This is a genomic window from Pseudomonas arcuscaelestis (genome assembly GCF_016881005.1).
GTDB classification, from domain to species: Bacteria; Pseudomonadota; Gammaproteobacteria; order Pseudomonadales; family Pseudomonadaceae; genus Aquipseudomonas; species Aquipseudomonas arcuscaelestis.
This window is the reverse complement of the sequence record NZ_JACOPV010000014.1, coordinates 194,024-211,854: the sequence shown is the minus strand read 5'-3', so window position 1 is coordinate 211,854 and position 17,831 is coordinate 194,024. Positions and strand designations below refer to the sequence as shown.

General features: G+C 57.8%; 19 protein-coding genes. 12 read left to right on the top strand and 7 right to left on the bottom strand.

The features are described 5' to 3' along the window. Positions 1 to 511: 511 nt before the first annotated feature. Positions 512 to 991 (bottom strand): Lrp/AsnC family transcriptional regulator, encoded by a 480-nt coding sequence (locus H8F21_RS21790; RefSeq protein WP_136474662.1) that lies wholly within the window; start codon positions 989 to 991, stop codon positions 512 to 514. A 127-nt stretch (positions 992 to 1,118) separates the two neighbouring features. Between H8F21_RS21790 and H8F21_RS21785 the strand changes: the two genes are divergently transcribed. After that, positions 1,119 to 2,315, top strand: a complete 1,197-nt coding sequence (locus tag H8F21_RS21785) for a methionine gamma-lyase (protein WP_203585291.1) — start codon at positions 1,119 to 1,121, stop codon at positions 2,313 to 2,315. 36 nt (positions 2,316 to 2,351) lie between these two features. After that, complete coding sequence (gene mdeB, locus H8F21_RS21780) at positions 2,352 to 5,048, top strand: alpha-ketoglutarate dehydrogenase (RefSeq protein WP_236043154.1); 2,697 nt, start codon at positions 2,352 to 2,354, stop codon at positions 5,046 to 5,048. A 58-nt stretch (positions 5,049 to 5,106) separates the two neighbouring features. Here mdeB and H8F21_RS21775 read toward each other — a convergent pair whose 3' ends face one another. Then, positions 5,107 to 5,544 carry a Z-ring associated ZapG family protein gene (locus H8F21_RS21775; protein WP_136474665.1) on the bottom strand — a complete coding sequence of 146 codons (438 nt, stop codon included), beginning with the start codon at positions 5,542 to 5,544 and terminating at the stop codon, positions 5,107 to 5,109. Between the two features lie 138 nt (positions 5,545 to 5,682). Between H8F21_RS21775 and H8F21_RS21770 the strand changes: the two genes are divergently transcribed. The 3 genes from H8F21_RS21770 to zapE all read left to right on the top strand — a co-directional run bounded on the left by H8F21_RS21770 (position 5,683) and on the right by zapE (position 8,869). Next, positions 5,683 to 6,318 carry an alpha/beta hydrolase gene (locus H8F21_RS21770; protein WP_203479499.1) on the top strand — a complete coding sequence of 212 codons (636 nt, stop codon included), beginning with the start codon at positions 5,683 to 5,685 and terminating at the stop codon, positions 6,316 to 6,318. A gap of 24 nt (positions 6,319 to 6,342) precedes the next feature. Beyond that, positions 6,343 to 7,692, top strand: coding sequence for a tryptophan--tRNA ligase (locus H8F21_RS21765; RefSeq protein ID WP_203585290.1), 1,350 nt, complete (start codon positions 6,343 to 6,345; stop codon positions 7,690 to 7,692). An 82-nt stretch (positions 7,693 to 7,774) separates the two neighbouring features. Beyond that, positions 7,775 to 8,869 (top strand): cell division protein ZapE, encoded by a 1,095-nt coding sequence (gene zapE / locus H8F21_RS21760; protein ID WP_203479501.1) that lies wholly within the window; start codon positions 7,775 to 7,777, stop codon positions 8,867 to 8,869. 93 nt (positions 8,870 to 8,962) lie between these two features. On the opposite strand, the gene H8F21_RS21755 is transcribed toward zapE, so the two are convergent. Both H8F21_RS21755 and H8F21_RS21750 read right to left on the bottom strand, forming a co-directional pair. Beyond that, positions 8,963 to 9,862 carry a GlxA family transcriptional regulator gene (locus H8F21_RS21755; RefSeq protein ID WP_203479540.1) on the bottom strand — a complete coding sequence of 300 codons (900 nt, stop codon included), beginning with the start codon at positions 9,860 to 9,862 and terminating at the stop codon, positions 8,963 to 8,965. A gap of 213 nt (positions 9,863 to 10,075) precedes the next feature. Continuing rightward, positions 10,076 to 11,116 carry an NADP(H)-dependent aldo-keto reductase gene (locus H8F21_RS21750; protein WP_203479502.1) on the bottom strand — a complete coding sequence of 347 codons (1,041 nt, stop codon included), beginning with the start codon at positions 11,114 to 11,116 and terminating at the stop codon, positions 10,076 to 10,078. 248 nt (positions 11,117 to 11,364) lie between these two features. Between H8F21_RS21750 and rplM the strand changes: the two genes are divergently transcribed. From rplM to H8F21_RS21715, 7 genes are all read left to right on the top strand, one after another. Then, on the top strand, positions 11,365 to 11,793 hold the full coding sequence (rplM, locus tag H8F21_RS21745) for a 50S ribosomal protein L13 (RefSeq protein ID WP_203479503.1): 429 nt from the start codon (positions 11,365 to 11,367) through the stop codon (positions 11,791 to 11,793). 14 nt (positions 11,794 to 11,807) lie between these two features. Then, positions 11,808 to 12,200 (top strand): 30S ribosomal protein S9, encoded by a 393-nt coding sequence (gene rpsI, locus H8F21_RS21740; protein WP_203479504.1) that lies wholly within the window; start codon positions 11,808 to 11,810, stop codon positions 12,198 to 12,200. Between the two features lie 262 nt (positions 12,201 to 12,462). Further along, entirely contained in the window at positions 12,463 to 13,056 is a 594-nt protein-coding gene (gene petA / locus H8F21_RS21735; RefSeq protein WP_203479505.1) for a ubiquinol-cytochrome c reductase iron-sulfur subunit, read from the top strand. After that, positions 13,056 to 14,267 (top strand): cytochrome b, encoded by a 1,212-nt coding sequence (locus H8F21_RS21730; RefSeq protein ID WP_203479506.1) that lies wholly within the window; start codon positions 13,056 to 13,058, stop codon positions 14,265 to 14,267. Before petA ends, H8F21_RS21730 begins: the two co-directional genes overlap by 1 nt. After that, positions 14,267 to 15,046, top strand: coding sequence for a cytochrome c1 (locus H8F21_RS21725; protein WP_203479507.1), 780 nt, complete (start codon positions 14,267 to 14,269; stop codon positions 15,044 to 15,046). Before H8F21_RS21730 ends, H8F21_RS21725 begins: the two co-directional genes overlap by 1 nt. A 117-nt stretch (positions 15,047 to 15,163) precedes the next feature. Continuing rightward, a complete protein-coding gene (locus H8F21_RS21720; RefSeq protein ID WP_136474673.1) occupies positions 15,164 to 15,781 on the top strand; it encodes a glutathione S-transferase N-terminal domain-containing protein in 618 nt (205 codons plus the stop codon). Between the two features lie 17 nt (positions 15,782 to 15,798). Then, positions 15,799 to 16,224, top strand: coding sequence for a ClpXP protease specificity-enhancing factor (locus H8F21_RS21715; RefSeq protein ID WP_203543572.1), 426 nt, complete (start codon positions 15,799 to 15,801; stop codon positions 16,222 to 16,224). Positions 16,225 to 16,271: 47 nt separating this feature from the next. Here the strand turns inward: H8F21_RS21715 and H8F21_RS21710 are convergent, their stop codons facing one another. The 3 genes from H8F21_RS21710 to H8F21_RS21700 form a co-directional block, all read right to left on the bottom strand. Continuing rightward, complete coding sequence (locus tag H8F21_RS21710; protein WP_136474675.1) at positions 16,272 to 16,490, bottom strand: YgdI/YgdR family lipoprotein; 219 nt, start codon at positions 16,488 to 16,490, stop codon at positions 16,272 to 16,274. A 95-nt stretch (positions 16,491 to 16,585) separates the two neighbouring features. Next, the gene (locus H8F21_RS21705) at positions 16,586 to 17,164 is read right to left on the bottom strand and encodes a BON domain-containing protein (RefSeq protein WP_203479509.1); all 579 of its coding nucleotides are present in this window, start codon (positions 17,162 to 17,164) and stop codon (positions 16,586 to 16,588) included. Further along, complete coding sequence (locus H8F21_RS21700) at positions 17,161 to 17,754, bottom strand: phosphoheptose isomerase (RefSeq protein ID WP_026001179.1); 594 nt, start codon at positions 17,752 to 17,754, stop codon at positions 17,161 to 17,163. The genes H8F21_RS21705 and H8F21_RS21700 overlap by 4 nt, the downstream gene beginning before the upstream one ends. Between the last annotated feature and the right edge of the window lie 77 nt (positions 17,755 to 17,831).

The window sequence follows — 17,831 nt, the reverse complement described above, 5'->3', positions numbered from 1 at the left end:
CCGGGATGGCTCGGTTCGCTCAGACGCCAAACGATCGCGATGCTTCGGAGGCGGTATCTCGTTCAATTTCGTAATTAGCACGCTCCGATTTTTTAACTGACTGTTGCACTTGCTCCTTGAGGCCGCCCTTTGTGCCAGGACGAATACCAAAGCCAAAGCCGTACAAAGAGCTTTTCAATTTTCAAATATTTAAGTGGGATTTTTAAAATTATTTCCTATTGCACATCTGTAGGTGGGGATCCATATCGCATTTGAACTGTCGTTCATGTGATGGGTCGGCTAGGTAGAAAGTTCCGTTGCTGCAACTGGCTAGCGTAACGGTAAAGACTATAACTATGCACTTCATGCTTGGTTTCCTTGTACCGAGAGATACGAGATTATCTCTCGGTACAATCGCTCTGTGTGTATTTGGCGTCCGATAGTCTTGTAGGATAATTATGGTCTGTGCGTGAGGTGCGACGTTCAGTGATTAATAATGCGATGAAGTTGATCCGATCTTTCGTTTCGGCTTTCAAATATGTTTTTCCGAAACCGGTATCACCCGTTTCTCCTTGACTGCCTTGAACGAGAAACTCGAGTAGATCTCCTTCACTCCCGGCAGTGTCTGCAGCACCTCCCTGGCGAACTCGCCGAACGACTCCAGGTCCCGTGCAAGAATTTCCAGCAAGAAGTCATAGCGCCCGGAAATGTTGTGGCAGGCGACGATTTCTGGAATCTCCATCAGCCGCTGCTCGAAGGCGCGCGCCATCTCCTTGGAGTGCGAGTCCATCATGATGCTGACGAACGCCGTTACGCCAAAGCCCAATGCCTTGGGTGAAAGGATGGCTTGATAGCCGGTGATGTAGCCATTCTCTTCGAGCAGTTTGACCCGCCGCCAACAGGGCGATGTGGTCAGCGCGACCTTGTCGGCCAGTTCGGAAACAGTCAGTCGAGCGTTGTCTTGCAAGGCGGCGAGTAATGCGCGGTCGGTACGGTCAATGGCGGTAGGCATAATTTGCCCTCCGTAGCCTGAATTCATTGTTTTTTTGTTAATAACCCTGCCTGGCAGTGGTCATATTTGGAAAAAAATCAGTACCTCAGTGGCATAAGCTTATAACAAATCACAAGAGGCTGTTGTCATGAGCGGCTCCACCAAATTCTCAGGTTTTGCCACCCGCGCCATCCATCACGGCTACGATCCATTGGCCCATCAGGGGTCTTTGGTTCCGCCTGTCTACCACACCGCCACCTTCGCCTTTCCTACCGTCGAATACGGCGCGGCGTGTTTTGCCGGGGAGCAGGGCGGGCACTTTTATACGCGTATTTCCAACCCTACCCTGGCCCTGCTGGAAGAGCGCATGGCTTCTCTGGAAGGGGCAGAGGCCGGGCTGGCACTGGCGTCGGGCATGGGCGCGATCACGGCCACGCTATGGACGCTGTTGCGCCCCGGTGATGAGGTGTTGGTCGGGCGTACCTTGTATGGCTGCACCTTTGCTTTTTTACATCACGGCATCGGCGAGTTTGGGGTCAAGGTCCGACATGTCGACATGACGGACCTGCAGGCAGTCGAGGCGGCGATCAGTGCGCAGACTAAAGTGATCTATTTTGAAACCCCGGCCAACCCGAACATGCAGATGGCCGACATTGCTGCAGTGGCGCAGTTGGCTCACCAACGCGATATCACTGTCGTGGTCGATAACACCTATTGCACACCGTACCTGCAGCGTCCGCTGGAGCTGGGTGCCGACCTGGTGGTGCATTCGGCCACCAAGTACCTCAGCGGCCATGGCGACATCACGGCCGGCCTGGTGGTCGGGCGCAAGGCGCTGGTCGACCGGGTTCGACTCGAAGGTCTCAAGGACATGACCGGTGCGGTGATGTCACCCCAGGATGCAGCCTTGCTGATGCGCGGGATGAAAACCCTGACTTTACGCATGGAGCGCCATTGCAGTAACGCCCAGGCAGTCGCGCAGTATCTGCAGGCGCATTGCGCCGTGGAACTGATCAACTATCCCGGCCTGCCCAACTTCGCGCAATACGAGTTGGCCAAGCGGCAGATGCGTTTGCCCGGCGGCATGATCGCGTTTGAGCTCAAGGGGGGGATCGATGCCGGACGTCGGTTCATGAATGCCCTGCAGCTGTTCAGCCGCGCCGTGAGCCTTGGCGATGCCGAATCCCTCGCCCAGCACCCGGCAAGCATGACTCACTCCAGCTATACCGCCCAAGAGCGTGCCCAGTACGGCATCTCTGAAGGACTGGTACGGCTTTCGGTAGGTCTTGAGGATATCGACGACCTGCTGGCCGATATAGAGCAGGCCCTGAAGGCCTGTGCCTGAGCTGCCAAGGATGAGGTCAATGCAATGGTGGCAATGATGAGCCTTGTACCCGGTGAAGGCGTGCAACGCCGTGGCAGTGATGCGCAGGCCGACAGCGACCCCGGCGAGACTGCCGAGTGGCTTGATGCTCTGGATTCGACCCTGCAGCACTGTGGCCCTGAACGCGCACGATTTTTACTCGAACAGCTTGAAGCGCATGCTCGTGAACTGGGGTTGGAACGTGGTGGCCAACCTTTTTCTGCATATCGCAACACGATATCGGTAGAACACCAGGGCGCCTATCCGGGTGATCTTGAGATGGATGAGCGCATCACCAGCATCCTGCGCTGGAACGCCCTGGCAATGGTGGTCCGGGCCAACCATGCCTACGGCGATCTTGGCGGGCATATTGCCAGTTATGCGTCCGCGGCTGAAATCTTCGAGGTGGGTTTTCAGCATTTCTTCCAAGGTGAATCCGCTGCGCAGCGGCGCAGTGCCGACCTGGTGTTCTTCCAGCCACATTCGGCACCTGGAATTTACGCGCGAGCTTTTCTTGAAGGTCGCTTGAGTGAGGAGCAGTTGGCCAACTACCGTCAGGAAGTGGCCGGCAAGGGCTTGTGTTCGTATCCACATCCCTGGCTCATGCCGGACTTCTGGCAGTTTCCCACAGGGTCCATGGGTATCGGCCCGCTCAATGCGATCTACCAGGCGCGATTCATGCGCTATCTGCATAACCGCCAACTTCTCGATACCAGCACCCGGCATGTCTGGGGTGTATTCGGCGATGGTGAAATGGACGAGCCGGAATCCATCGCTGGCCTGACCCTGGCTGCCCGCGAGCAACTGGATAACCTCACATTTGTAGTCAACTGCAACCTGCAGCGGCTGGACGGCCCGGTGCGTGGCAACGGGCAGATCATTCAGGAACTCGAATCCTTGTTCGCCGGGGCTGGGTGGAATGTGATCAAGGTGCTTTGGGGTACCGAGTGGGATGCGCTGTTTGCTCGCGACTCCCAGCATGTATTGCTGCGCCAGCTGGCAGCCACCCCGGATGGACAGTTCCAGAACCTGGGGGCCAAGGATGGGGTTTACAACGTAGAGCACTTTTTCAATCAGCACCCGGCCTTGCAGAAACTGGTCGAGCACATGAGTTCGGATGAAATCAATGCGCTCAAGCGGGGAGGTCATGATTTTCGCAAGCTGTATGCAGCGTTTGCCGCGGCCAAGGCTTGCAAGGGACGGCCAACCGTCATTCTGGCCAAGACCAAGAAGGGCTATGGCATGAGCACTGCCGGCGAGTCGAGGATGACCGCGCACCAGGCCAAGAAGCTCGATATCCAGGCCTTGCTGGCGTTTCGTGATCGTTTCCACCTGCCGCTCAGTGATAGCCAGGTAGAGCAGTTGCAGTTTTATCGCCCCGCCGATGACAGTGCCGAAATGCGTTACTTGCGCGAGCGTCGCGCTGCCCTCGGCGGGCCATTGCCCGCGCGCCGCAGTGATGTGCCTGCGGTGCCGGTGCCTGCGCTGCAGGCCATGGGTGGTTTCGCCTTGCAGGCCCAAGGCAAGGAAATGTCTACCACCATGGCGGCTGTGCGCATGCTCAGTGCCTGGCTCAAGGCGCCCGAACTGGGGCCGCGGGTCGTGCCTATCGTTGCCGACGAAGCGCGAACCTTTGGTATGGCCAGCCTGTTTCGCCAGATCGGCATCTATTCACCTCAGGGGCAGTGTTATGAGCCTGAAGACGCAGGCTCTCTGCTGTCTTACAAGGAGTCCAGGGACGGACAACTGCTGGAGGAGGGCATCACCGAAGCGGGCGCGATTTCCTCCTGGGTTGCGGCGGCAACTTCCTATGCGGTGCATGGCGAGCCGATGCTGCCGGTGTACATCTACTACTCGATGTTCGGTTTCCAGCGTGTTGGCGACCTGATCTGGGCTGCCGCCGACCAACGTGCCCGCGGCCTGTTGCTAGGAGCTACGGCCGGTCGTACAACCCTGGGCGGCGAAGGGTTGCAGCATCAGGACGGTTCGAGCCTGGTCATGGCTTCAATGGTGCCTAACTGTCGGGCCTGGGAGCCGTGCTTTGCCGGCGAGTTGGCGGTGATTCTCGAGTACGCCTCACGGCGCATGCTCACCGAGCAGCACGACGAGTTCCATTACGTTGCGCTGATGAACGAAAACTATCCACAGCCGTCCCTGCCCGAGCAGGTGCATCAAGAGGTGTTGCGCGGCATGTACCGTTATGTAGAGCAGCGCGTGACCGATGCCAAAGGACAGGTTCGCCTGCTGGGTTCCGGTGCGATTCTGCGCGAAGTGATCGCTGCCAGTGAGTTGCTGGCTGCTGATTGGCAGATAGCAAGTGAGGTGTTCAGCGTTACCAGCTTCAGTGAGCTGGCGCGGGAGGCGCGGGGTATCGAGCGCAGCAGCCGACTGGGGCAGGATGCGGAAAATACCAGCCATCTGCAGCGTTGCCTGCAAGGTAATGTGCCAATCATTGCTGCCACTGACTATGTGCGTGCCTGGCCACAGTTGATTGCCGAGTATGTGCAGGCCCCGTACGTTACCCTGGGCACTGATGGTTTTGGGCGCAGCGACACTCGCCAGCAGTTACGGCGCTTTTTCGAGGTAGATCGCTTCAGTATTGTCCTGGCCAGCCTGCATAGCCTGGTGCGTCAGGGTGGGGTGGAGCGCGGGGTTCTTGATCAGGCGTTGGAGCGCTATGGTCATCGGGACGCAGATGCCCCCTGGCACAGCTGAGGGGTAAACAAGTGTGGGAGCGGATTCATCCGCTCCCACACATTGTCGGTGCTTGGGCTTAGTTGCGCTTTAGCCCGTAGTGCTCATCGAGCATGCCCGGCGAGTTGGGTGCTTTTGGCGCGTAGTCTCGCGGTACTTCGGTATCCTTTGGTGGGGTCAGGCGGTCACGAGGGGCCTGCACCGCTTCAGAGTGCAAAGAGGCCAGCAGACGCTGGCGGGTCAATTCGTCCAGGGCCAGGCGGTTGGCGCCATCGGCCAGATGGTCCTGAACTTCCTGGTAACTTTGGGTCAGTTTCTTGACCAATGCAGCCGTGCTGTTGAAGTGGGTAACCACCTCATTCTGGTAGCTATCGAAACGTTCCTGAATATCATCCAGCTGCCGCTGAGTGCTGCTTGGCGCAGCATTGGGCAGCAAGCGCGCGACCAGGAAACCAACGACAACGCCCACGACGAGGGCCAGGGTCGGCAACAACCAAACTAAGAGCGAGAGTTCCACGAGTCCTTCCTCTATAAACGGCTTTGCTTTACGTTAACGGCTCGGACCTGCGCTGTATACCGCGAACCATCGCAAATATCTCAGACAGAATCATTCAGCTAGACGAGTCGACCCTTTCCGAGGTCACGGAGTTTATCCTTGCTTATCCGCGAAACCCCCGTATTCATCGATGGCCCAGTCGGTCAATTGGAAGCTTTGTATCTGGACGTTGTCGACGCCCGAGGTGTGGTGCTGCTGTGTCACCCGAACCCCGTTCAGGGCGGGACCATGACCAACAAGGTTGTGTCGATGCTCCAGCGTACCGCTCGCGATGCCGGCTATATTACCCTGCGTTTCAACTACCGGGGCGTAGGTGCCAGTGCTGGCAGCCACGACATGGGCAGTGGTGAGGTGGATGATGCCGAGGCGGCAGCAGCCTGGCTGCGGGAAAAACATCCTGATTTACCGCTCACCCTGATGGGGTTTTCCTTCGGTGGTTTTGTTGCGGCCAGCCTGGGCGGCCGTCTCGAAGCGCAAGGCGCACCGCTCAAGCGCCTGTTCATGGTTGCCCCGGCCGTGATGCGTTTGAAAGACCACGACGCTTTACCGCAGGCCTGCGCCTTGAGTGTGATACAGCCAGAAACCGACGAAGTGATCGACCCACAGATCGTCTATGACTGGTCCGCTGCACTGCCACGCCCCCATGAGCTGCTGAAAGTGGCAGAATGCGGACACTTTTTCCACGGCAAGCTCACCGACCTCAAGGATCTGGTGTTGCCGCGCCTTTCGAACTGAAACAAGCCTGATAAGCGATTACCCATGACTACGCGCATCCTTACCGGTATCACCACCACGGGCACGCCTCACCTGGGCAACTACGCCGGTGCCATCCGCCCGGCGATCCTCGCCAGCCGTGAGCCGGGTGTCGACTCGTTCTACTTCCTGGCCGACTACCACGCCTTGATCAAGTGCGATGACCCGCAGCGCATCCAGCGCTCGCGTCTGGAAATCGCCGCGACCTGGCTGGCCGGTGGCCTGGACCCGGAACGTGTGACCTTCTATCGCCAATCCGATATTCCTGAAATCCCTGAACTGACCTGGTTGCTGACTTGCGTCGCGGCCAAAGGCCTGCTCAATCGTGCGCACGCCTACAAGGCTTCGGTGGACAAGAACCTGGAGAGCGGTGAAGACCCGGATGCCGGTATCAGCATGGGCCTGTACAGCTACCCGGTACTGATGGCTGCCGACATCCTCATGTTCAACGCCAACAAGGTGCCGGTCGGTCGCGACCAGATCCAGCACGTGGAAATGGCGCGTGATATCGGCCAGCGCTTCAATCACCTGTTTGGCCAGGGCAAGGAATTCTTCGCCATGCCCGAAGCGCTGATCGAAGAAAGCGTGGCGACGTTGCCGGGCCTGGACGGGCGCAAGATGTCCAAGAGCTACGACAACACCATCCCCTTGTTCACCAGCGCCAAGGACATGAAGGATGCCATCTCGCGCATCGTCACCGATTCCCGCGCGCCGGGCGAAGCCAAGGATCCAGACAACTCGCACCTGTTCACGCTGTTCCAGGCATTCGCAACGCCGACCCAAGCCGACGAGTTCCGCAGCGAGTTGTTGCAGGGGCTGGGTTGGGGGGAAGCCAAGCAGCGTCTGTTCCAGTTGCTCGACAACCAGTTGAGCGAGCCCCGCGAGCGTTATCATCAGCTGATCAGCCGTCCGACAGATCTGGAAGATATTCTGCTGGCCGGCGCTCAGAAAGCCCGCAAGGTTGCCACACCATTCCTTGAGCAACTGCGCGAGGCCGTGGGTTTGCGCTCGTTCCGCAGCATCGAGCAGGGCGTTGCCCAGACCAAGAAAAAAGCCGTCAAGGCAGCGCGCTTTGTCAGCTTCCGTGAAGACGACGGCAGTTTCCGTTTCCGTCTGCTGGCGGCCGATGGTGAGCAACTGCTGCTGTCGCGCAATTTCGCCGATGGCAAAACCGCTGGCGCAATCAGCAAGCAACTGCAGCAGGGCGGCGAGTTGGACGTGCGTAGCGAAGGCCTGGGCTTCAGCCTGTGGCTGGAAGGCGAGTGTGTTGCCGAGGGGCCGCAACTGGCCGACGAAGCCGCTCGCGATGCTGCAATTGAGGGCCTGCGCGCTGCCTTGCAACCTCAGCAGGACTGAACAGTCTGACGCAAGTCTGATTGCCATTCTCCAGGGCCGTCGCTACAGTGACGGCCCGTTTTTGTTACCTTGCTAACGAATTATGACGCCCCTAGAACGATACCAAGCAGATCTGAAACGTCCCGAATTCTTCCATGACGCGGCGCAGGAAACTGCCGTGCGTCATTTGCAGCGCCTGTACGACGATCTGATCGCGGCGCAAAACAACAAGCCGGGCGTGCTCGGCAAGTTGTTTGGCAAGAAAGAGCAGGCACCGGTCAAGGGCTTGTACTTCTGGGGTGGGGTAGGGCGCGGTAAAACCTACCTGGTCGATACGTTCTTCGAAGCGCTGCCGTTCCAGCAGAAAGTGCGCACGCACTTCCACCGCTTCATGAAGCGCGTGCACGAAGAAATGAAAACCCTCAAGGGTGAGAAGAACCCGCTCACCATTATTGCCAAGCGCTTTTCCGATGAGGCGCGGGTGATCTGCTTTGACGAGTTCTTCGTTTCTGACATTACCGACGCGATGATCCTTGGCACCCTGATGGAGGAACTGTTCAAGAACGGCGTAACCCTGGTGGCCACCTCCAACATCGTGCCGGATGGTTTGTACAAGGACGGCCTGCAACGTGCGCGTTTCCTGCCTGCGATCGCCTTGATCAAGCAGAACACCGAAATCGTCAACGTCGATAGCGGCGTCGACTATCGCTTGCGCCACCTGGAGCAGGCCGAGCTGTTCCACTTTCCACTGGACGAAGCTGCCCACGAAAGCCTGCGCAAAAGCTTCCGCGCGCTGACACCAGAGTGCACCCAGGCGGTAGAGAACGACGTACTGATTATCGAGAATCGCGAGATTCGCGCGCTGCGTACCTGTGACGACGTGGCCTGGTTCGACTTCCGCGAATTGTGCGATGGCCCGCGTAGCCAGAACGACTACATCGAGCTAGGCAAGATTTTCCATGCCGTGTTGCTCAGCGACGTCGAGCAGATGAGTGTTGCGACCGACGACATTGCTCGGCGCTTCATCAACATGGTCGATGAATTCTATGACCGCAACGTCAAGCTGATCATCTCGGCTGAAGTAGAACTCAAGGACCTGTACACCGGTGGTCGCCTGACCTTCGAGTTCCAGCGTACCCTCAGCCGTCTGCTGGAAATGCAGTCCCACGAATTCCTCTCCCGCGCACACAAGCCCTGACGCTGCCAGTTATTCGCGGCAAGCGGCAAGTAAAAACGTTTCGCGCCAGGCGCTTGCTCTTACTTGCCGCTTTTACTGTGAAGCGAGCAGCTTTTATCCAGCTTCCTGGACGAACTGTTGCCGATACTGGTTCGGTGACAGTTCGGTGTGTTGCCTGAACAGTCGTGCAAAAAAGCTTGCATCGTCGTAGCCCACTTCATAGCTGATGGTCTTGATGCTTTTGCGCGAGCCCGACAGCAAACCCTTGGCCGTTTCGATCCGTAGCCGTTGCAGGTAGTGCAACGGTTTGTCACCGGTTGCGGTCTGGAAGCGGCGCATGAAGTTACGGATGCTCATGCCATGATTGCGCGCGACGTCTTCGAAGCGGAATTTGTCGGCGAAGTGTTCTTCCAGCCATTGCTGGATCTGCAGGATGATCAGGTCCTGGTGCAGCTTTTGTCCGCCGAAGCCCATGCGCCCTGGGGTGTAGTTGCGCTGCACTTCATAGAGGGTGTCGCGGGCAACCGCCTGGGCCACATTGGCGCCGCAGAATCGTTCGATCAAATAAATGTACAGATCGCAGGCCGAGGTCGTACCGCCAGCACAATAGAGATTGTCGGCGTCGGTCAGGTGCTTGTCCTGGTTCAGGGTGACCTTGGGGAAGCGCTCGGCAAATTGATTGAAGAACCGCCAGTAGGTGGTCGCTTCCTTACCGTCGAGCAGGCCTGACTCGGCCAGCCAGAACACACCACTCGCTTCGCCGCAGAGCACAGCGCCACGGGCGTGTTGTTCGCGCAGCCATGGCAATACCTGGGGGTACCGCTGACAAAGGGTTTCGAAATCGTCCCAGAAGGCCGGGAGGATGATCACGTCGGCTTGCTCCAGCGGGCCGTCAACAGGAATCAGCACATCACTGAAACTACGTGCCGGCAGGCCGTCGGGGCTCACCAGGCGGGTTTCGAATATCGGCTTCAGGCCCAGGCCCAGTTGCTTGCTATAACGCAGGCTGGCCAGGTGGAAGAAATCCTTGGCTTGCATGAGTGTTGCCGCGAAGACGTTGTCGATGGCCAGGATGCTGACGCGCCGCAAGGGCGTTGTAGGTTGGGTAAACATCATTTTCGTTATTCTTATAGGGTAGAGTGGTCAATCACCGGCTGGATCGTCTTATTTTTTGGCCGTTGTGTCTACCCCGGTTCCCGCGCGCTGCACGGGAACCCCTGAAGCGGCTTATGGAGCGGGGTTAGGATGATCCTGGTGAATGGCTTCTATACCTGCCAAAAGCTCATCGCCAAGTGTCAGCGCGAAGCTGTCCAGGTTGCTTTCCAGTTGCTCCAGGGTGGTCGCACCAATGATGTTGCTGGTGACGAATGGCTGGCGGGTAACAAAGGCCAGGGCCATTTGCGCCGGATCCAGGCCGTGGTCACGGGCAAGCTTCACGTAGCGGCTGCAGGCCGCCACCGTCTGCGGGTTGGAGTAGCGCGAGAAGCGACTGAATAGGGTCAGGCGGCTGTTTGCAGGTCGGGCACCGTTCTCGTACTTGCCTGAAAGCATGCCGAAAGCCAGTGGCGAGTAGGCCAGCAAGCCGCATTGCTCGCGAATGGCAATTTCTGCCAGGCCTATTTCGAAACTGCGGTTGAGCAGGTTGTAGGGGTTTTGAATCGACACCGCACGGCTCCAGCCACGGCTCTCGGCCAGTTGCAGGAATTTCATCGTGCCCCATGGCGTTTCGTTGGACAGGCCAATGTGGCGAATCTTGCCGGCTTTTACCTGCTCGTCGAGCACTTCCAGGGTTTCTTCCAGCGGCGTGAAGTGATCCTGGGGCAAGTGCTGGTAACCCAGCTTGCCGAAGAAGTTGGTGCTGCGCTCTGGCCAGTGCAATTGATACAGATCGATCCAGTCGGTTTGCAGGCGCTTGAGGCTGTCGTCCAGGGCCGCAACGATGTGCTGGCGGTTGTGTTTGAGCTGGCCATCACGAATATGACTGATGCCATTGCCGGGGCCTGCAACCTTGCTCGCCAGGATCCAGTCGGCACGATCGCCGCGCGTCTTGAACCAGTTGCCGATGAACTGTTCGGTGGCGGCGCAGGTTTCCGGGCGCGGTGGCACCGGATACATCTCGGCAGTATCGATGAAATTGATGCCGGCCGCCTTGGCGCGCTCGATCTGCAGGAAGGCCTGGGCCTGATCATTCTGCTCGCCCCAGGTCATGGTGCCCAGGCACAAAGCGCTGACATTGAGGTCGGTGCGACCCAGTTGGCGGTAGTCCATTGGCTTCTCCCTGGTAAAAGAAGCATAAAAGCAGGTTGAAATTTTTTCCGCAATCTGGATAATTCAGCCCCTCTCTGCGTGTGGGAGTGATGCCCCGCTCACAGAAGAACCCTGCCGAATATTGGACGCGCTGACCCGAGCCCCCGATAGCGTCCGTGTGCGGCTGTGTCCTTGACTTGTCAAGGTGCGCACTATCCAGTAAGATCTGCCGTCTTATTTTCGCTGGGCGGCCCCTGAGGCTATAAAGAATGAAAACTTTTACTGCTAAACCGGAAACAGTAAAGCGCGACTGGTTCGTAGTTGACGCCGCTGGTCAGACCCTGGGTCGTCTGGCTACCGAAATCGCTAGCCGTCTGCGTGGCAAGCACAAACCAGAATACACTCCTCACGTTGACACCGGCGACTACATCGTCGTCATCAATGCCGAGCAGATCCGTGTTACTGGCGCCAAAGCTTCGGACAAAATGTACTACTCCCACTCCGGCTTCCCGGGCGGTATCAAGGAAATCAACTTCGAGAAGTTGATCGCCAAGGCCCCAGAGCGCGTGATCGAGACCGCGGTTAAAGGCATGCTGCCTAAAAACCCACTGGGTCGCGACATGTACCGTAAGCTGAAAGTCTATGCGGGCGCTGCTCACCCTCATACTGCTCAGCAGCCCCAAGAACTGAAGATTTAACGGAATAGTTCATTATGTCGGCGACTCAAAATTACGGCACTGGCCGTCGCAAGACCGCAACCGCTCGCGTTTTCCTGCGTCCAGGTACCGGTAACATCTCCATCAACAACCGTTCTCTGGACGTGTTCTTCGGTCGTGAAACCGCGCGCATGGTAGTACGCCAGCCGCTGGAACTGACCGAGACCACCGAAAAGTTCGACATCTACGTCACCGTTATCGGTGGTGGTGTCAGCGGCCAGGCCGGTGCAATCCGTCACGGTATCACCCGTGCACTGATGCAATACGACGAAACCCTGCGTAGCGCTCTGCGCAAAGCTGGCTTCGTAACCCGTGACGCTCGTGAAGTCGAGCGTAAGAAAGTGGGTCTGCGTAAAGCACGTAAGCGTCCTCAGTACTCCAAGCGTTAATTCGCTTCGGCGTTCAAAAAAAGCCCGGTTCCTGGTGGAACCGGGCTTTTTTTATGTCTTGAATAAGTATGTTGGTCTTTACTGTGACAACTTGCCGCATAGACGCAAGTCAAGAGCTACAAGGGATTGCGCCTCGGACCCAGGCTAATCACCTTGTCAGAGAAGGGTCTTTTCATTACCATGCGGCAAATTTTTAGCAGTTCAGAAATTACATAGTAGATGCCTGTTGTAACAGGCCATAAAGCTGATGGGAGAGGACTGAATGAGCAATGACGGCGTCAATGCAGGCCGGCGTCGCTTCCTCGTAGCAGCCACATCCGTGGTGGGTGCTGCAGGAGCGGTGGGGGCTGCGGTCCCGTTTGTGGGGTCATGGTTCCCCAGTGCCAAGGCGAAAGCCGCAGGTGCACCGGTGAAGGTCAATATCGCCAAGGTTGAGCCAGGCCAGCAGATGATTGCTGAGTGGCGCGGTCAGCCGGTCTTCATCGTCCGCCGCACCGAAGAGATCCTTGGCAACCTCAAGAAGATCGCTGGTGACCTCTCCGATCCTGAATCCAAGGCATCGGTTCAACCTACCTATGTAAACCCGGAAAACCGCGCCATCAAGCCGGAAATCCTGGTACTGGTCGGTCTGTGCACTCACCTGGGCTGCTCGCCAACCTTCCGTCCCGAGGTCGCTCCGGTCGATCTGGGGCCCAAGTGGGTCGGCGGTTACTTCTGCCCATGCCACGGTTCTCACTACGACCTGGCTGGCCGCGTCTACAAATCCCAGCCGGCGCCGCTCAATCTGCCAGTGCCGCCGCACTCGTATGAGTCGGACGACATCATCATTGTCGGCGTCGATCAGGAGAACGCGTGATGAGTAAGTTCATGGATTGGGTTGACGCCCGCTTCCCCGCGACCAAGATGTGGGAAGACCATCTCAGCAAGTATTACGCTCCGAAGAATTTCAACTTCTTCTATTTTTTCGGCTCCCTGGCACTGCTGGTGCTGGTTAACCAGATCGTCACTGGCGTCTGGCTGACCATGAGCTTTACGCCTTCGGCCGAAGAGGCATTTGCCTCGGTCGAATACATCATGCGTGACGTCGAGTACGGCTGGATCCTGCGCTACCTGCACTCCACCGGCGCCTCTGCGTTCTTCATCGTCGTTTATCTGCACATGTTCCGCGGTCTGCTGTACGGCTCGTACCAGAAGCCACGTGAGCTGGTTTGGGTATTCGGCATGCTGATCTACCTGGCGCTGATGGCCGAAGCCTTCATGGGTTACCTGCTGCCTTGGGGCCAGATGTCCTACTGGGGCGCCCAGGTGATCATCTCGCTGTTCGGTGCGATCCCGGTAATCGGCGATGACCTGACCCAGTGGATCCGTGGTGACTACCTGATTTCCGGTATTACCCTGAACCGCTTCTTCGCCTTGCACGTTGTAGCCCTGCCGATCGTCATTCTTGGCTTGGTGGTGCTGCACATCCTGGCACTGCACGAAGTGGGTTCGAACAACCCTGATGGCGTCGATATCAAGAAGCACAAGGACGAGAACGGTGTGCCACTCGATGGCATCCCATTCCATCCGTACTACACCGTGAAGGACATTGTCGGTGTGGTCGTGTTCCTGTTCGTGTTCTGTGCCGTAGTGTTCTTCTTCCCGGAAATGGGCGGTTACTTCCTGGAGAAGCCTAACTTCGAACAGGCCAACGCCTTCAAGACCCCTGAGCACATTGCCCCGGTCTGGTACTTCACACCTTACTACGCAATTCTGCGCGCGATTCCGGACAAGCTCCTCGGCGTAATCGCCATGGGCGCTGCGATTGCCGTGCTGTTCGTCCTGCCTTGGCTCGACCGCAGCCCGGTCAAGTCCATGCGCTACAAGGGTTGGATGAGCAAGGCCTGGCTGGTGGTGTTCTGCATTTCGTTCGTGATCCTCGGCGTGCTGGGCGTATTGGCGCCTACCCCGGGCCGTACGTTGTTGTCGCAGGTATGCACCTTCCTGTATTTCGCCTACTTCATTCTGATGCCGTTCTACACCAGGCTTGAGAAGACCAAACCGGTTCCGGAAAGGGTGACTGGCTGATGAAAAAGCTATTTGCAGTATTGATTCTGGCAGTGATGCCTTCGTTGACCTTCGCGGCCGAGCACGGCCTGGAACTGGACAAGGTTGATATCGATCTGACCGACAAGGCCGCCATGCAGGACGGTGCGCGCACCTTTGCAAACTATTGCATGGGTTGCCACAGCGCCAAGTTCCAGCGTTACGAGCGGGTCGCGGACGACTTGGGTATTCCTCACGAGCTGATGCTCGAGAAGCTGGTATTCACCGGCGCCAAAATTGGCGACCACATGAAGATCGGCATGAAGCCTGACGACGCCAAGACCTGGTTCGGTGCTGCGCCGCCCGACCTGACCCTGGTTGCCCGCGTACGTGGCACCGACTGGCTGTACACCTACCTGCGCAGCTTCTACGAGGACAAGTCGCGTCCGTACGGGGTGAACAACAAGGTGTTCCCGAACGTCGGTATGCCTAACGTCCTGGTAGGCCTGCAAGGCAATCAGGTAATCGGCTGCAAGCAGGTGCAAACTGTGGTCGATGGCAAGAAGCAGTTCGATCCGTTGACGGGCTCGCCATTGACCCATGAAGCGTGTGACCAGCTGACCGTGGAGCCGAAATCCGGTACCCTGACCGCAGAGCAGTTCGACGAGAAGGTCAAGAACCTGGTGACCTTCCTGGCCTACTCGGCCAACCCGGTCAAACTGGAAAGTCAGCGCATTGGTACCTACGTGCTTCTGTACCTGGCCTTCTTCTTCATATTCGCTTACTTGCTCAAGCGCGAATACTGGAAGGACGTGCACTGATCACGCAGTAATTTCTGCTAGTTGAGCGCGCCCTGGGGGGCCTCTGGATAACAGAGGTTCCCGCAGGGCGCGTTTGCATTTGTAGCTTCTATAATTTCATCTGCGAGGAGGACCACTATGGGCGTGACCAACCGGTTAGCCTGCTACTCCGACCCCGCTGACCATTATTCTCATCGGGTGCGCATCGTTCTCGCCGAGAAGGGTGTCAGCGTCGAGATCATCAATGTCGATCCCGGACGCTTGCCGCCCAAGCTGGTCGAAGTGAACCCCTATGGCGGTGTACCGACCCTGGTCGATCGTGACCTGGCGTTGTACGAATCAACCGTGGTCATGGAGTACCTCGATGAGCGTTACCCGCATCCGCCACTGTTGCCGGTGTATCCAGTCGCACGGGCCAACAGTCGCCTGTTGATCCATCGCATCCAGCGTGATTGGTGCGCGTTGGTTGATTTGATCCTCGATCCGCGCAGCAAGGAAGCCGCTCGCACTCAGGCGCGCAAGGAGCTACGCGAAAGCCTGACGGGTGTGTCACCATTGTTCGCTGACAAGCCTTGTTTCCTCAGTGAGGAGCAAAGTCTGGTTGATTGTTGTCTACTGCCCATACTCTGGCGTTTGCCGGTGTTGGGAATTGAACTGCCGCGGCCGGCCAAGCCGTTGCTCGATTATATGGAGCGACAGTTTGCCCGTGAGGCTTTCCAGGCAAGCCTGTCCGCTGCTGAACGTGAAATGCGCTAGGTTTTAAGGAGCTGTCGATGAACTCCAGTCGCCCCTATTTGGTACGTGCACTCTATGAGTGGATCGTGGACAACGACTGCACCCCACATATGCTTGTCAATGCCGAGTACCCGGCGGTACAAGTGCCCCAGAGCTTCGCCAGTGATGGTCAGATCGTTTTGAACATCTCACCCAGTGCCGTACGTCACCTGCACATGGATAACGACGCTGTGAGCTTCGAGGGGCGTTTTGGCGGCGTTGCCCATACGCTGTTCGTGCCTGCGGGTGCGATCCTCGGTATATACGCCCGTGAGAATGGTCAGGGCATGGTCTTCGAGCTCGAGCCGCCATTGCTTGATGAAGACGAAGACGATGACACTGTCGAGCCGGATGACGATGGCCCACCTGCAGGTGGTCAGCCGCCGCGGCCAACCGGGCGTCCTAGCCTGAAGGTTGTGAAGTAAAAAAAAGGCGATCCAACCGGATCGCCTTTTTTCTGTCTGTTGCCTGCTTACAGGTCAGAGATGGTGCGGACCTGGTCCTTGTTGACGCGGGTCACTTTGCCGTCCAGCTGCTCGAACTCGTAAAAGCCCGAGCTGCGCTCGTAGCGTGGAGCGTCGACAGCCTGGAACTCGCGGCCATCGTTGAGGGTGATGAGGCTAGGGCTGGAGCAACCGGCCAAGGTAGCGAAAGCGCCGATCAGTAGGGTCGACAGCAGGCCGTTTTTCATGGGTTCTTCCTAAGCTAGGTGTAGATAAAAATGGGATCGCCGCGCAATCCTTCGCGAATAAATCCGCAGTGGCCTGTGTGGGCAGGCCACGGTGGTTAGTCGATGTACTCGAACAGCTTGACGATTTTCTGCACGCCCGAAACGCCCTGCACCAGGTTGGTGGCGCGGGTGGCTTCCTGCTGGGTCAGCAGGCCGAGCATGTAGACGATGCCGTTTTCGGTAATGACCTTGATGCGTGAACCGGGAATGTTGCCGTCGGTAAGCATCTGGGTCTTGATTTTAGTGGTCAGCCAAGCATCGTTATTGCGCGCCAGCAACGAGGAGGGCGGCAGGACCTGCAGTTCGTTGTGAACCTTTTTTACTCGCTGGACCTGGCCTGCGGCCTGTTCAGCGAGGCTCTTGAGGTCGGCGCGCGGCGTTTGCCCGGCCAGCAGAACGATGCCGTTGAAGCTGCTGACAACGATGTGCGAGTTTTTGTCCAGGTCAGGGCTGGCCTTGGCCACGTTGACCGCCACCTTGGTTTCGATCAGCGAGTCGTCGATCTTACTGCCGAAGGTGCGGGTGCCGCGATCATCTTCGATCGGTGTATCGCGAGTGGCAGTGAGGACCGAGCTGCAGCCAGTCAGGCTCAGGCACAGGGTCAGGGCCATCAGGCCGAGGCGGTTAGGGGTCATTCTTCACTCCCGAACAATTGGCTGTCGATCAGATCGCAAAGGCAGTGGATCGCCAGCAGGTGGACTTCTTGGATGCGTGCGGTGACGTTGGCCGGTACGCGAATCTCGACGTCTTCAGGCAGCAGCAACGAGGCCATGCCGCCGCCATCGCGTCCGGTCAAAGCTACGACAATCATTTCGCGATCATGTGCGGCCTGGATCGCCTGAATAATGTTCGCCGAGTTACCGCTGGTCGAAATCGCCAGCAGAACGTCACCTGGCTGGCCGAGGGCGCGAATCTGCTTGGAGAAAATTTCGTTGTAGCTGTAGTCGTTGGCAATCGAGGTGATGGTCGAGCTGTCGGTGGTCAGCGCAATCGCCGGCAGGCTCGGGCGCTCACGCTCAAAGCGGTTGAGCAGTTCGGAGGAAAAGTGCTGTGCGTCGCCGGCCGAGCCGCCGTTACCGCAGGCGAGCATCTTGCCCTCGTTGAGCAGGGCGTTGACCATCACCTGACTGGCTTGCTCGATGTGTGGTGCAAGGACTTCCATCGCCTGTTGCTTGGTGTTGATACTGGCCTGGAAAAGCTGGCGAATTCGGGATTGCATGTCCATCAATAAGACCTTAAGTAGGGCGGCTGGTCGGGCGTGTCGGGACGCTGCAAAAGATCCCGGCACATGACTGTGCGGCC

What these genes read in the sequence shown, in the direction of transcription:
- H8F21_RS21790 (WP_136474662.1), bottom strand. Translation starts at nt 991, where the DNA reads ATGCCTACCGCCATTGACCGTACCGACCGCGCATTACTCGCCGCCTTG.
- H8F21_RS21785 (WP_203585291.1), top strand. Translation starts at nt 1,119, where the DNA reads ATGAGCGGCTCCACCAAATTCTCAGGTTTTGCCACCCGCGCCATCCAT.
- mdeB (WP_236043154.1), top strand. Translation starts at nt 2,352, where the DNA reads ATGAGCCTTGTACCCGGTGAAGGCGTGCAACGCCGTGGCAGTGATGCG.
- H8F21_RS21765 (WP_203585290.1), top strand. Translation starts at nt 6,343, where the DNA reads ATGACTACGCGCATCCTTACCGGTATCACCACCACGGGCACGCCTCAC.
- zapE (WP_203479501.1), top strand. Translation starts at nt 7,775, where the DNA reads ATGACGCCCCTAGAACGATACCAAGCAGATCTGAAACGTCCCGAATTC.
- H8F21_RS21750 (WP_203479502.1), bottom strand. Translation starts at nt 11,116, where the DNA reads ATGGACTACCGCCAACTGGGTCGCACCGACCTCAATGTCAGCGCTTTG.
- rplM (WP_203479503.1), top strand. Translation starts at nt 11,365, where the DNA reads ATGAAAACTTTTACTGCTAAACCGGAAACAGTAAAGCGCGACTGGTTC.
- rpsI (WP_203479504.1), top strand. Translation starts at nt 11,808, where the DNA reads ATGTCGGCGACTCAAAATTACGGCACTGGCCGTCGCAAGACCGCAACC.
- petA (WP_203479505.1), top strand. Translation starts at nt 12,463, where the DNA reads ATGAGCAATGACGGCGTCAATGCAGGCCGGCGTCGCTTCCTCGTAGCA.
- H8F21_RS21730 (WP_203479506.1), top strand. Translation starts at nt 13,056, where the DNA reads ATGAGTAAGTTCATGGATTGGGTTGACGCCCGCTTCCCCGCGACCAAG.
- H8F21_RS21725 (WP_203479507.1), top strand. Translation starts at nt 14,267, where the DNA reads ATGAAAAAGCTATTTGCAGTATTGATTCTGGCAGTGATGCCTTCGTTG.
- H8F21_RS21720 (WP_136474673.1), top strand. Translation starts at nt 15,164, where the DNA reads ATGGGCGTGACCAACCGGTTAGCCTGCTACTCCGACCCCGCTGACCAT.
- H8F21_RS21715 (WP_203543572.1), top strand. Translation starts at nt 15,799, where the DNA reads ATGAACTCCAGTCGCCCCTATTTGGTACGTGCACTCTATGAGTGGATC.
- H8F21_RS21710 (WP_136474675.1), bottom strand. Translation starts at nt 16,490, where the DNA reads ATGAAAAACGGCCTGCTGTCGACCCTACTGATCGGCGCTTTCGCTACC.
- H8F21_RS21705 (WP_203479509.1), bottom strand. Translation starts at nt 17,164, where the DNA reads ATGACCCCTAACCGCCTCGGCCTGATGGCCCTGACCCTGTGCCTGAGC.
- H8F21_RS21700 (WP_026001179.1), bottom strand. Translation starts at nt 17,754, where the DNA reads ATGGACATGCAATCCCGAATTCGCCAGCTTTTCCAGGCCAGTATCAAC.